Here is a 13778-nt window from a genome sequence, read left to right as displayed (position 1 = left end):
CCCGTTCATAGTTCCATTGACGCTAGGCCACATCCTTAAGTTGTAACTCGCCTTTAAACGCTCGTTGCATGAGAGATTCAAATAGGCTTTGATATTGTCCCGTAAGCTCTCTAGAAATGCTAAGTTGGGCATCATATTGTTGAATTATAGACACAAATTTTTGTTGAAATTCTATTGGTGGAACGCAAATATCTAAGCCCACCAAATCAGGCATATCTAGCCTCTTTGTACCGTGCGCTGCTGTACTAACTTTTTGGAGAATATTGCAATGTTGACTTTTCAAGCACCACAAAAGATAAAGAGGCAATACTTCTTCGCGACTAATAAAAAGAGCCTTGATGTCCTGGTTAATTGATACATTCGATTTTGTTAGTGCAATTGGAACTGTATGTGCCAGAATCATGCCTCGTACTACAACTAGAATCGTATCTTTAGCTATTTTTTTCAAATTTGTTTCTTCGAACACAACTTCTGAAATATGGTCTATGGAGTCCGATATGTATGTTGATTTCATATCCTTTGGTGATACCCAAGGATAATTGCCGCTCCAATAAAGCTCATTAGATTTAGATGGTGTGGCGCCAGATTGAACGGAAGCTAGTTGACTTAGCTTTTCAGAATTCCACCCTTTCGGATTCGTCACTGGATCACCAAACATATCCAAAAACACGGATTGAGCGAGGATGTTGAGTTCTTGTTCCATTTGTCGGCATTGGCTGCGCAGTGTATCCGCTTTTTCCAACACCGCCGCAATCTGCTTCTGCAGCGCTAATGGTGGGAGTGGGATTTTTATATTTGATATGTAAGCTTTAGATATATGTTTTAATCCTGCACCTTTAAAGCCCGCTTCTAAAATATGCATATTGCCCAGGAAAAAATAGAAAACAAACGGTAGATGCATTTTAAGTGTATCCTTCGGACAAGCTACTAAGCAATCGCCTGAAGAAGAAAACTTGCTAGGTGTTATGTGTACACTAGGGCTTCCGCCTGTACCAAAAACTAATGACTGAATATTATAATCTGGTTCATTAGTATATTTTGATAATATCGGGCTAGAAGTATAAAACGGATAATCACCAACCTTTTCACCATCTCCAGCTTTTCTTTTAGACTTTTTTTGAAAATAAAAAATTTCGTCAAAATTCATTAATTGCAAACTCACAGCATATTCTCCAAATCAGCAATGCCTTTATCCATCGCCTGTTGCAGAGATTTGATGCGTTCTAAAATCACTTTGGGCTCGTCATACTGAACTTCTTCGTACACAACTTCTTTGTAGCGGTTGATGGATAGATCGTAGTCGTTTGCGACGATCTCAGACATTGGCACGTAGAAACTTTGTTCGATGCGTTTACGCTCGTTCTCTACCTTTCTTCGCTCAAGGCTGTCATCTGTTATCGACTGCCAACGGTACAATACATCTGGAATATTATTGAGCTTATGGTTTGGTTGCTCTGACGGTGCTTTGTCTTGTTTTAGCAATGAGGTGTCGATGGCATCCGCTTCGGTGGTCAGCTCTTGATCCTTTATTAACGGAGTACGCTTGTCATCTAGAGAGAAACCATCGGCTTGCATGTCGTAGAACCAGACATTGTCTGTACCGCCACTATTGGTTTTGGTAAAGAACAAGATAGCGGTCGAGACGCCAGCGTATGGTTTAAATACACCGGATGGTAACGACACCACCGCATCGAGCTTGTGATCTTCAATGATGGTTTTACGAATTTCTTTGTGTGACTTGGTCGAACCAAACAACACCCCATCTGGCACGATGACCGCAGCACGACCACCCGGTTGTAACATACGTAAAATAAGCGCTAAGAATAAGAGTTCAGTTTTTTCTGATGGTCCCTTTTTCTGTTTCTTGTTGCCGTCTTCATCGGTTTCAACTTTTTGAGTGGTTTTTTTAGGCGTTTTGCCTAGTGCCGTTAACAAGTCAGGTGATAACTCGTCATAAGCTACACTGCCTTTAAACGGAGGGTTGGCTAAGATCAGTGTGTATTTGTCGCTGATGTTATTGTCACCGTGGTCGCTTAAGCTATCTTTGTATTCTACCGTTGGGTGCTCTACACCGTGCAACATTAAGTTCATGGCACCGATGCGCAACATATGTTGGTCAAAATCGTAGGCGTTAAACATTTGGTTATGGAAATGCCTGTGGTTTTCCGGCTTCATTAAAGCGTCGCTGTATTGTTTTCGCACATACTCTTCTGACGCCATTAAGAAACCACATGTGCCGGATGCTGGGTCGCAGATAATGTCAGATTTATCACCATCCAATTTAGGCGCTGTCATCTCCACCATCATTTGGATAATGTGACGAGGTGTTCGGAACTGGCCGTTGGTGCCTGAGCTTTGTAATTTCGAAAGCATGTATTCGTACAAGTCGCCCTTGGTATCTCTATCGTCCATAGGGATCTTATCGATGAGGTTAACGACTTTATCAAGCACTTGCGCTTTGGGGATCATAAAGATGGCATCGGCCATGTGCTTAGCAAAGCTGGTGTCTTCACCGTTAATGGTTTTGATAAACGGGAATACCTTGTCTTTCACCAAGTCAAACATCACTTGCGGATCAAGGTTTTTGAACTTGCTCCAGCGGTAGCTGTTTTGCTCGGAGGTGAAGATTGGATTTTCAATGTCACCTTCGAGCAACATGGCTTGGCGTTCACGAGCGGTATGAATTTCGTCTAAACGACGGATAAAGAGTAAATAGGTGAATTGCTCGATCACTGAGATGGGGTTGGTCACGCCACCCGTCCAGAATACTTCCCAGATCTCGTCAACTTGGTTTTTAAGTTTGCCTGTTAGCATGATTTTCCTAATTCTTCTCAAAGCTTAGTTGGATTAGCCGTTTTGCTATCTCCAAGTGTTGTTCGTTTCTTACGATGATTTCTAAATCACCTGTTCCCCAGTGCCCTTTATTACGGGCATCGTTTACTATCCCTTCCTGTAATTCAACGGAGTCAGGATCCAAATGAAGATAAATTCGTAATGAGGGATCTTGTTGCGGTGCCCAGACTTGTACACTGGCAAAGTTCTTAATCTTTTTAAGGGCGGTGTAAAATTTCAGTTCTTTACGCTGTACGTCATCTCCTAACGAAAGCCCAAAGTCGCATACACTCTCATATAAGGATATCAGCGTTGAATCAGCGGCTTCTTTTCTATTAGCGTGATAATCACTTCGTTCTTTCTTTATTTGCTGTGGTTCTTGGTCGATAACACCACTAACGTCAGACGCTGTCACTTGTTTTGGAACTGTGTTTTTCTTACTTAGGTGACTATTTACCAGTTCTAGAAGAAACAGATTTTCTCCAAAGTACTTGTAACGCATCAGTTCGATGTTCTTATCAATTTGCTTAATCGCATGTTCGTCATACTTAGTGAAATCTGTAGCGATACATATCAAACGAGCACCATCCCACTCGATATCATCTGCGAGATCAGTGCCCAATACTTTCATCACCAATAGTTGAAATTCTGCTTTGTGATCGAGCAACCAGTCGTAATAAAACAGCCCTTGGTTTATTACATTTTCATTAGTATGGCGCTTATATTCAATGATGACCGGGCAGCCATTTTCGTCGAGTCCTAGCGAATCGATTCGCCCTCCGTTAGAGGTGGTGAATTCAGTTGCTAGGAACTTAACGCCCAAAAACGTTTCCATGTGAGGCTCAACAAGTTGTTGTAGATCTTTTTCTAACTTAGCTGATTGGGCTAACAGCTCTTCAACGTGCGGCGCATCTTTGATAATTCGAAATAACTTTATGTCACTCATGCCTGGTAGATTCCTTGTTACACACGCTCAAATAAGTCCTTTATATCGCAATCGAACAGTTCGCATAGTTTGTCTACTGCATCGAGATCGACTCTTTGGGCCGTTTCTTTATACAACAACGTGACTGTGGCTCTACTCAAACCAGTTTTTCTGGCCACATCTGCAATACGCATTTTGTGTTCGCCCATCATTCGAGCGAGGTGGCAGCGGATCATAATTCAGTCTCAATAATTGCAGTAAGCCTAGGCTATCACAATATTACAGTTTGGCGATAAAAATGTGAGCTTATCTCACATTTTTAAACTATAGAAGCTGTGCCTACTTCATCACTTTTACTCTAAACAGAAACAAAATACCGACCAAAATCGAAATTTTATGAATTTTTTTTAAAAAATTTTAAATGTTATAGAAATTCATACCTTTTCAGATGGTTAGCATATAAAAACAGCCAAATAGGCGATTTTGCGACTAAAAATAGCGTTTTTTGAAAAATGATGAAATTACAAAGAATTAGTGATTTTGGAGGGTACATAATATATCAATAATTAAATAAATGTCAATATTATCAGTAATTTACAATATTGACTCATGCCAAGTTTGACACTAGCATTCGCTTAAATATCACTCAGTTCGGTTAGTTTTAATTTTGGCAAGAAGAAAGCAAGCAAGACAAAAGTTTTACGGTAGTACCAGAGTCATTTTTGATAAGAATTTAAATTTAGTTAATCAACCCGATTCTAAGCTAGAAGCTGACTATTATGTGTTGCAACGTATACTAGGGGCTGAGTTTATACAGAGCCAACCTAGAGAATTACCTCACTTTCTTGACGGTAAGTTGGTTAATTACACCCCTGATTTTGAAGTAATCATCAAAGGTGTCAGATATATCATTGAAATAAAATACTTTAAAGACACGTTAAATCAGGACTTTAAAGATAAAGTTGCTTTTCTCATTAATGAGTATTTGAAACAAGGCGCAATTTTTAAAGTCGTTACTGAGCTTGATGTTTACGACGGTGAAAATGTTAATAACGCTTATCTGCTACTTCCTTCTTTAAGCCACCCATCCCCTGTCTCTAGTTTCAAAAGCTTAGTAAATGGGCTGGAATCCCGTGCTTACAGTATGAGCGAAATGAAGTCTATCGCGATAGAGCGCGATATAAAGCCAATCATCATTCGCCGTGCAGTTGCTCACGGTTTATTTTCTGTGGATTTAACACTTCGATATTCCCAATGGATGCTCACAATCAATAAGGTTACTCATTAATGTCTAAGCGAAATTCTATATATTCAGATAATATTTCGGTTCGATACAGAGGGCTTGATGCTCGTTTGTTGCAGCTGGGAAATGGAGAAGCTGCGATCCAGTTCACACGAGATGGCCCTCAAACAATCATTTTGACGCATGATGATCTTAAATCTGAAATGCAGTATGGACATTTATTATTTCCGAGTGAAAAAGTTAAAACCCCAGGGAGTGTTAAATTAACGCCAGCTGCAATTCTAGAAAAGCACCGTATTGATACATATGTGAGAATTAACAGAGAAATGGTAGGTCCCAACTCTGCAAAAGGTGTCGGTGGTTTACAGACTCGACGCAAAGCAATCGCTAAGGCTGCTGAGATTCTCAATGATAAAAATCCAATCAGCCCCTCTACACTTGCAGAATTATGTAAAAATGAGAACGAACAAACGCTAGGTGCTGCTTATAAAATAATTACGAAGCCAGTACGTGCAAGAAAGCCTACATTACCCGAGTGTGTCACATTGTGTGTGTTAAGCGTAATTGATGAAGAGATTTTATTAAAACTTCCAAAAAACCTGTCTATTACGCACATTCTCAATGTTGTTAAAGAGAAAATTAAGAAACTCAACCAACCAGAGCTCAAAGCGCCAAGTCGGACATGGCTTAGTAAATTTCTAAAAAAACTTGTGTGGGAGCTTCATCCTAAATCAGGATTAAAAGCTACTGAGTTTAAAAAGCTTCTAAGAAATGCCCATAGAAAATTTAAAACTGAGTATCCACTACAGCGAGTAGAATCAGATGGTGTATTTTTGCAAGTCGGCATAGTTGATGATGATGGTAATTATCTTGGTGCTGTCACAGTCATTTTCATTATCGACGTCCACACACGGGGCATACTTGGCTATTCTGCAAGAGTTGGCAAAGGTGAAGATTCCTCATCTGTTATTCATGCTATTCGGCATGCCCTCTGTGAGAAAAAAGAAGGCACATTTTCGACGATTAATGGAAACACATGGCCATTTCACGGTGTTTTCTCACAGTGGGTAGCGGATGGTGGTTCTGCATTTATTAGCGTTCCTACAATAAGTTATTTAACAATGACGTGCGGAACTGTGGTTGAAACAGTTCCAGTCGCAGCGGGTTGGTTAAAACCTTTCATTGAGCGATTCAATCTGACACTCCGTCTTAACTTCGCATCCCAACTACCTGGCTATGTAGGCCCAATGGATGATCAGAAGCAACTTGAATATTCGCTAAAAGAAAATGCAGTACTGACGTTCCCCGAATTTAAGCACTACTTAGAATGTTGGATTGTTGATGAATATCATCATACGCCCCACAGTGGTTTGGGAGGTAAAACGCCGTATGAAGCGTGGGAGTTCGAAATCGAAAATGAGTGGGAACCAGAGCGGCCATATCATGAGGAGAATGTTGAATTACCCTACGGTGAGCAAAGAGTTGCAAAAGTTTCAGGTGATGCATTTCATTTGGGTGTCACGATTAACTCGTTGCGATATAACGATGAAGATGGAAGGTTACAAGATATCGCCCGCCACTTACAAGGCTTGGGTCATCCTCCCAGAGTTAATTGTGAGTTTAGCAAGAACGATGTATCAAAGATTAGCGTATTAGACCCGCGTACCGACGAATATTTTATTGTTAGTTCAGTTGACTCTGATATTCGAGAGGGTACGACTTATGAAGAATTAAAAATAAAACAAAAAATTAAAAAATCGCTCATGTCACGCGACAAACCCATGGTACTTGCAAATGATAAAAATTTAGCAAATAAAAAATCCGAATTGGCCGCAAAAAATGAGGGTAAAAAGCGTCGACGTCAGCGTGACGCTATTCCTGAAGATTTGGCTGATGCGATTAATAAACAATCTGAAAGTAATAGTTACACACCACCAAAATCGTTCTCATCTCAATCATTATCGGACCTTTCATCTCCGCTAGATGACATTGATGAAGATGATGACGGCATATTTGAGAGTGATTAAATAATGAAGGTGAAACGTCCTTTACCTATCGATATCAGTGGCGATTTGCCGAAACGATTAGGCAACAGCATTTCGGATGCGGTTCAAGAAATATACTACGGTACGATTATGCACCGAGAATTCAAGCAAGCACAAGAAGGCTTAAATGAATGCTTTGAAATGAGCGGTTTCGAGGGCATTGGCTGCAAATTGCTTGGTCCTCCAGGGACAGGGAAATCCCGCCTTATTCGTTATTTTGCAGCAGATATCTACAGCAGAGATGAGTTTCAACCTACAGACACGCTTACCCCTTTACCGCTATTGGCTATTCGTGTCCCAGGTAAACCAACAATCAAGCGCATAGTAGAGAAGCTACTTGAGTCAGCGGGTCATCTAGCACCCAGCGCTCGAAGCGGTGAGTCAGCAGAAATGCGGCTAAACCGTCTCATCCGTTATCAAGGAGTACGCATGATTATCTTTGATGAAGTGCAACACCTTTTGCGCAAATTTGCACTAACAAGCACCAATGATGTGATGGCTTTCATTAAAACATTGATGGATGAGCATGCATTAGCGGTATCTTTTGCGGGGATGCCCGAATCTGAAGCACTATTAGCACCCTTCCCGGAGCTCAACCAGCGTTTGAGTTATGCCGATACCCGCTTACATGATTTTCAATTTCTCTCGACTGGCCCTAGCAATCTTGGGGATTTTAAGAAATATGTCGGTTCTTTTAACCAGGTGCTAGTGAAACACTCAATTAAATGTGAGCCCTTAACCTCTGACAATATGGTGTCTCGGCTGTGGCTGGCAAGCAAAGGCTCGCCCCGTCTGCTGACTAAACTTATCATTCGATTCGTTCGCTTTGCTGAGAAAAACAACGGGATTAATTTTACTCAGATGCAAGCAATCTATGGCTCTTGCGGCTTCAACGGTCACGTTGGACAATTTCAAGTGTTTAAAGCGCCGATCCACAAAGTTAATGAGCGTGCTCATGCATATCAAGCAGAGTCCTATGACGCTAAGTATCCGAGCAATAAATAGATATGGCTAGAGCAGAAAGCTTGTTGGGTGTAAGACCATATCGTTTACCTAGCGAGTCGTTAGCAGGCTATTTGTTACGACTCGCATATTTAAATGGATTTACAGGGCTCAGCAACTTTTTGTGGACGATTGGAATGCGACCCCTTAAAAGTCTCCGCATGAATCATTTCACTCCTACAGAAATCGCTCATCTTGAAGGACCACTATCTCAGGTGCTGGGCCGGAATGCTGCAAACGATATGGAGCGAGAGTATATAATACCGTGGGAATTTGATGATAATCGCGTATTTAAACATGCATTGGTCGATTTTCCTCGTATCTGCCCTCACTGCATTGCTGAGCAAGAATCCCCCGCTCTTGATTGGCGCTGGCAATGTGCATTTATTCCCCTGTGTCCAACGCACAACACGCCACTTATTAATCAGTGCCCTTACTGTGAGCATTTGTTTGACTGGAATGCTGACTTATTTGAATGTTGCCCTGCTTGCAAAGCGCCATGGCGCAATATTGAGCTTGAGAAGGTTGATTTGCTCTGCGAGATAACGCCTCTGATTTGGCCATCCGATGATGGCACTATCGCGCTCAAAAGAACGCAACTACACGATGTCATGCTTGCACTCATGAGCGCAGGCCGCCCAAAGGATATGTTGCAACACAACCTCACTGCTGTGCCTAAAACACCACATCACTGGTGCTATGCACTACGTGCTTTGAAACTACTTTTTGATGTGAACTATTTTGATAGCTGGAAAACGATGGCTGATAACGCATGGGAACCGGCTCAATTAGCGCCGTCAGACCTGTTTGTTAGACAGCTCAGATATGACAACTGGCCAATACTTAATGAAGAAGGTGATGAAGACGGTTCTGAAGTGAGTTATGAACCAAGTTATGAATGTGATCTGCTTGTAAGTAATGAGAGCTTAGAAACGGCAGCTTATATCAAATCTTCTCGGGCTAAAGCCGCAGCAAAACAAAAGCAAGAACAGTGGTACACTCATTTGTCACACGCATTACTCGCCTCCTTTCTTGGTGTTAAGTCTGAAACGTTAACGCCACTCACAGACGTGCAGTTGTTGCCACAACTTAACAGCACTTCAATGTTGCGCGACAAACTGTTTGATGCACATGAGATAACGCATTTTCTCAATGCGAGATTTACGCAAAGTATTCGGGAGCCCATACTTATTAATGAAAATCATCGGAGTTTTCGCCGGTATTTGACTAGTTATGGTGATTTGTTAGCTGCATGGCTACGAGGCGAAGTATGCGTTAATCAGGTGAGTGTCGGTGATTTATCATCAGTGCATATCGATAAAGATGAATTTGCCAAGTTCTTGATTGCTCAGTTTAACTTAGCTTGCAAAGATTCAATTGGTATTACCCGAGTTGCACGATGTCTGGGTATCCCCTCGCCAAAGGTCGAGGAATATGTAACCCAAGGCCATTTTCATTATGCTGCGTGGCGCTTTGACCGCGCGATTGATGGCCCTTCCTTCGGAGCTTATTACACACCTCCATTGTTGGAAGACCTATTATGAATGTGCTGCCTATCATCACTCCAATGTTACAGACAACGGTGCCTGACACATTGCGCCCATATATCAGACCTAGTGCTGTTGTATTACCCGAAAAAGGCGCTGAATTTCCGATGCGAATGAGGAAAGTCTCGCTTAAACGATGGCTGTTAATCGATGTCCTGCTTAACCCAAAAGAACACATGAGCTTTGAATCACATGGTTACCTACCACGAGTCGTGTTTAGTGAAGACACCATTGAGCATACTCAGCCCAGAGGCTTTGAATGGGTTTTAAGTAGTTGGCAATCTGTTGAACACCCAGAATTAAATCCTTTTGTTTCTCAAAACTCAGTCTATCACCTAATCGGCCCAGGAACTCATGTTGCTATGGGATGGCGTAATTTCGCAAGGCTATTAGAACTGAGGCCCAATTAATCGGAGTTTATGAATTCTTCGGGCGATTTTACAACCCTTCAGAAGAGAGAAAGCAGCTTTGCTAGAGTCTTTTGTTACTAGATGCAACGAGTAACAATCGTTGAATTTCATCAAAAAGAGTGTCTACCTGATTTAGCATACCGATTGGAACATCCACATAAACAGTAGGAATATTGGTTATTGGGCATGTGAGTACACATTGCACTTCTATCACATCGTCCTCTGCCATAACACAGAGAGTACGAAGTAGACGGTGAACAATAAACAGATACCGCTCATCAACACCGATTGGCCCATAGAGCATTAAATTCGGTAATCGCTGCGTAATAGCAGTATCAAGTGCTAGGTTCATCGTCTGCTTGCTTTTTTTGGGATACGCTTGGACGTCCTTCGGGGTGAAACGTTTCTTGAAGTTGCTCTGTATTAGCGTTGAAAAGTGACTCAGCACCCTTTGAGGATGATTCTATGCGCTCAAATAACTCATCGAATTCCGGCGGTGTTTCAGGGGTAGTTTGTTCTCGCTTTGAGGTGTTAGACATAAGGCAATCAAAGTTTAGTTATCTTTAGCTATAGATTAGCGCGAAGTGTTTCCAATTGCTCGGAAGTGTCACTAAAATCTCAGAAGTGTCACTAATTTTTCAGCCTAATCAATTGAATTAAAATACTTTTATATTTTTTCGCTTAAACACAGGGAGCCTTATCTATACTGCCTCGCAATAATATTGCTTTTTTCCATTGTTATGAGCAGTCAATCGTAACTCCCGCAAGATAGCGAATACGCAAACTTCGGATATTGAATATCAAGTAAGTAACACTCAGAAACTTACACAGGAAGGCTTAGTCAAAACACTTTGGATTCAGTGCTTCGACTCTAGTCAACGAACCGTGTGCCTTTATTTGTTCATCGCTCAAGGTTTGATCATCAAAGATTTCTAGTTTAATTGAACGATTATCATCCATCACTTTACATATTAAAATGTCACCGATGTTTACTTTACTAGCCTTTAAAAGTTCATCAGGTAGCGGAATAGTTCTGTTTTTACCTACAGTTACAATCATAGGTGAGTGTCCTGAAATCATGTTAGCTCTTCATATTATAGATAAGCTTTTAAAACTTCTGCTATTGGCGTTTTGTAGCATGCTAATTGGGACGACTCACCATCGCCTCGTTTGTATTGTGCTGAGCTAATTTTCGCTTTACTAAATGGTTTTTGGTAAAAATGAGATAGGACGAATACGAGCTTTGTGCCAAAGTCAGACGTAATGGGTAAGCAACGCAAGTACAAAGGCACTGCATACCGCCTCGAACACTTAAACCAACGCATAGTAAAAATGCTACGCGTTGCGAATCCCTCTAAAACAGTTTTTTAAGCGTATTTTCTAGCAATAACATCTATTACATTGTTATAGTAATTTGCTTTTGAAGTCGAATGTCCTTGCAGTGATACTATCGTTACGCCAACACTTCTCAACATATCAATTTTGCTTTTGGACAACTTCTTATATTCTTCGGGCAAATAGTAGTAAATATTATTGGTAATATTTAGGCTTTTACTATATTTAGACTTCTCTCTAAAAGTCAGCAACCACCAAAGATCTGATTCGTTAAAATCTAATGACAACCCTAAAATGTGGATGTCTTTTGTAAAAAACAAATCAATCCATGAGTGATTTTCGACTTCACCTGTTTTAAACCTTTTCGTTAGTGGTGAGAAACTTTTCTTTTTATACGCATCCTTGGTTCCCGATACCACGTAGTTTCTCATATGCTGTAGGTAGCCACTATAGTGCTCGTAACCTAAAGTAATTGAAAGATATGCATTTGCTGACCCGTGAATATGCCAAAATATCTTATCATCAACGATATGACTCCGAAAAATATTATACTTACTCTCAGTTATGAAACCTTTATTTATTAGCTTTTCAGGATTCTTAGTAATGGATGATTCAAGACATAGATCATAATTTGTAGTCATAATGTGATTTGTATTTAACTTCACTATCGCTTCATGAATAGAACTACTGCCAATTTTATTAATATGATTTGATACAAACTTTTTAATGTCCCCATCGCTGTAATTCCCATTTTTCACAGCTTTAAAATAGATTTCTTCATATGCCAATGGAAATGGCTTATCTTGTTCAAAGTCTACCGAAATGGAGAGGTAATCTGTCAATTCATAAAGCAAGTCACTCCATGAATTCCCAAGGTTTATATTGTTAATATCATTTCCAACTAATACAGCAAAATCTTCCATGTTCCCTCTTTCTACGCCTGAGCCGTTTGTTAAATCTCTTTATCCTCGATCGCAATTGTACCATCAGAGAAAATCTCCAGCCCATTCATTGACTTAGCGTTAAAGTCTAGAGAGTGTAACGCATCATAGTCTTCTCGATACAATAGCTCAATAACCTTTACGGAAATACCATAGCGAACGGGAACCCTAAGATATTGGTCACTGTACGATGACATTTGAATGTAGAATTCAATCCCTTCATGAATAAAAAAATCAGTTTCAAAATTAAGGATGTCAATTATTTTTTTTATATCATGAGTATAATCCAGTGACGCCTCACAAATAAAGAGAAGCCATCTAATGTAATAATTGCTAATAGCTTCTGCGTAAGTTTCATATTCAAACTCATCGTACTCAGGATCAGCAAAGTGAATAGCGCTAACTCGACTTTCTGAAGACTCTGCCAACTCAACAACAGATGCATAGGAATTAGAAACTTTTTGCTTGCCTACGCTTTGCAAGTGCAGAACTCCCGGGTTGCATTGATTATCCATAGCGCCTTGAAGTTTCCCGCGAAGTTGGGGCTTTGTAAGTTCCTCTTTGGTAGAACTTCCTTTTGATTCCAGCACAGCCAAATTGGAGTTTGCTTTACCAAACAATACGTAATCTGGTGTTCGACCTGTTGTTTTTCGAGGTATCGAGCACGCGGTTAAAAATTCGTCATAGTCGATTACAAACTTAAACCCCAATTTCTCTTGCGCGAATATGTAGTTTATCGCTTGAGCAAGCTCACCGGTTCTTCCACTTTTTGAAAAATCGCGATACTTTTCTCTAAAGCCATCTTTTAAGCATATTCTTGACTGGTTACAATCGAGTAAACCACGCAGCATCAAAGCACTTAGAAAGATATCATACACCTGAGATAACATGCTTTGGCAGATTGTTGTATTAGCCTTCACCATTGCTGTTGAGAGCTTTAAGAAATTTATTTTTAGATCTGAGTGAACGTTTGAAGCTCTATCAATTGACTTAAGACTTTTACGAGTAGACTTCCCAGTGATACTCGCAGATGTGTATTCATTTACTTTGATTTTCTGTGAAGTCATTTACTACCACTTAAGATTTAACGCCGCGCTCTGCGGCAAATTTGGAGCGCAGCTGAAAATTTATCCGACAGCAGCGCTTTGTTAAATGCTTGATATCAAGAGTTTGAGATCAAACCCATTAAACTTATGATTTGGCCAATGCTCTACAACCAAGGTGATTGTCTTATCCTCAACTTTCTCAGAATATGAGTTACAACCTGAAATAGCACTTTTCATACCATTGGATAAAGGTAGGTTTAAGCTAGAGATACTCAATTCTTCTGCCATAGCCTCTAACTTTTCACATGCCTGATGGGTTCTGGAAGCATCATGATCTTCCCTTGAAATTCTAGACACCTAGCTTGCTGATTTATACCTAGTTTCAAACTCTTCAGGGGACTGATGGCCAAGGTGGCTGTGCAGTCGAACTCGATTGTAAAATACTTCAATAT

At 40.5% G+C, this 13778-nt stretch carries 15 protein-coding genes; 5 read left to right on the top strand and 10 right to left on the bottom strand.

Going from position 1 to position 13778, the window contains the following annotated elements:
• Positions 1-22 precede the first annotated feature (22 nt).
• The 4 genes from AAEU31_RS16200 to AAEU31_RS16185 are packed head-to-tail and all read right to left on the bottom strand — an operon-like array spanning position 23 to position 3969.
• On the bottom strand, positions 23-1162 hold the full coding sequence (locus tag AAEU31_RS16200) for a restriction endonuclease subunit S (protein WP_421967738.1): 1140 nt from the start codon (positions 1160-1162) through the stop codon (positions 23-25).
• Positions 1159-2814 carry a type I restriction-modification system subunit M gene (locus tag AAEU31_RS16195; protein ID WP_421967737.1) on the bottom strand — a complete coding sequence of 552 codons (1656 nt, stop codon included), beginning with the start codon at positions 2812-2814 and terminating at the stop codon, positions 1159-1161. Before AAEU31_RS16195 ends, AAEU31_RS16200 begins: the two co-directional genes overlap by 4 nt.
• 7 nt (positions 2815-2821) lie before the next feature.
• On the bottom strand, positions 2822-3778 hold the full coding sequence (locus tag AAEU31_RS16190; RefSeq protein WP_421967736.1) for a DUF91 domain-containing protein: 957 nt from the start codon (positions 3776-3778) through the stop codon (positions 2822-2824).
• Positions 3779-3795: 17 nt separating this feature from the next.
• Positions 3796-3969, bottom strand: a complete 174-nt coding sequence (locus AAEU31_RS16185; protein WP_498049591.1) for a helix-turn-helix domain-containing protein — start codon at positions 3967-3969, stop codon at positions 3796-3798.
• A 455-nt stretch (positions 3970-4424) separates the two neighbouring features.
• On the opposite strand from AAEU31_RS16185, the gene AAEU31_RS16180 reads away from it, so the two are divergent.
• Genes AAEU31_RS16180 through AAEU31_RS16160 form a run of 5 tightly spaced genes read left to right on the top strand, consistent with a single transcriptional unit; the run spans position 4425 to position 10004 of the window.
• A complete protein-coding gene (locus tag AAEU31_RS16180) occupies positions 4425-5045 on the top strand; it encodes a Tn7 transposase TnsA N-terminal domain-containing protein (protein ID WP_421967735.1) in 621 nt (206 codons plus the stop codon).
• Positions 5045-7027, top strand: coding sequence for a TnsB C-terminal domain-containing protein (locus AAEU31_RS16175; protein ID WP_421967734.1), 1983 nt, complete (start codon positions 5045-5047; stop codon positions 7025-7027). Before AAEU31_RS16180 ends, AAEU31_RS16175 begins: the two co-directional genes overlap by 1 nt.
• A 3-nt stretch (positions 7028-7030) precedes the next feature.
• Positions 7031-8050 carry a TniB family NTP-binding protein gene (locus AAEU31_RS16170; RefSeq protein WP_421967733.1) on the top strand — a complete coding sequence of 340 codons (1020 nt, stop codon included), beginning with the start codon at positions 7031-7033 and terminating at the stop codon, positions 8048-8050.
• Positions 8051-8052: 2 nt separating this feature from the next.
• A complete protein-coding gene (locus AAEU31_RS16165; protein WP_421967732.1) occupies positions 8053-9591 on the top strand; it encodes a TniQ family protein in 1539 nt (512 codons plus the stop codon).
• Entirely contained in the window at positions 9588-10004 is a 417-nt protein-coding gene (locus tag AAEU31_RS16160; protein ID WP_421967731.1) for a DUF6957 family protein, read from the top strand. The genes AAEU31_RS16165 and AAEU31_RS16160 overlap by 4 nt, the downstream gene beginning before the upstream one ends.
• A gap of 61 nt (positions 10005-10065) precedes the next feature.
• On the opposite strand, the gene AAEU31_RS16155 is transcribed toward AAEU31_RS16160, so the two are convergent.
• The 6 genes from AAEU31_RS16155 to AAEU31_RS16130 form a co-directional block, all read right to left on the bottom strand.
• Entirely contained in the window at positions 10066-10356 is a 291-nt protein-coding gene (locus AAEU31_RS16155; protein ID WP_421967730.1) for a hypothetical protein, read from the bottom strand.
• Positions 10340-10543 carry a hypothetical protein gene (locus AAEU31_RS16150; RefSeq protein ID WP_421967729.1) on the bottom strand — a complete coding sequence of 68 codons (204 nt, stop codon included), beginning with the start codon at positions 10541-10543 and terminating at the stop codon, positions 10340-10342. The genes AAEU31_RS16155 and AAEU31_RS16150 overlap by 17 nt, the downstream gene beginning before the upstream one ends.
• Before the next feature lie 298 nt (positions 10544-10841).
• Positions 10842-11084: a hypothetical protein gene (locus AAEU31_RS16145; RefSeq protein WP_421967728.1), complete on the bottom strand. Its 243-nt coding sequence runs from the start codon at positions 11082-11084 to the stop codon at positions 10842-10844.
• A 287-nt stretch (positions 11085-11371) separates the two neighbouring features.
• The gene (locus tag AAEU31_RS16140) at positions 11372-12262 is read right to left on the bottom strand and encodes an SIR2 family protein (protein WP_421967727.1); all 891 of its coding nucleotides are present in this window, start codon (positions 12260-12262) and stop codon (positions 11372-11374) included.
• Positions 12263-12291: 29 nt separating this feature from the next.
• Positions 12292-13347 (bottom strand): hypothetical protein, encoded by a 1056-nt coding sequence (locus AAEU31_RS16135; RefSeq protein ID WP_421967726.1) that lies wholly within the window; start codon positions 13345-13347, stop codon positions 12292-12294.
• 81 nt (positions 13348-13428) lie between these two features.
• Positions 13429-13683, bottom strand: coding sequence for a hypothetical protein (locus AAEU31_RS16130; RefSeq protein WP_421967725.1), 255 nt, complete (start codon positions 13681-13683; stop codon positions 13429-13431).
• Positions 13684-13778: the final 95 nt, after the last annotated feature.

The organism is Pseudoalteromonas thalassia, from assembly GCF_049257215.1.
Classification (GTDB): domain Bacteria; phylum Pseudomonadota; class Gammaproteobacteria; order Enterobacterales; family Alteromonadaceae; genus Pseudoalteromonas; species Pseudoalteromonas lipolytica_C.
The sequence above is the reverse complement of the archived record's forward strand: the minus strand, read 5'-3'. Positions and strand labels throughout refer to the sequence as shown.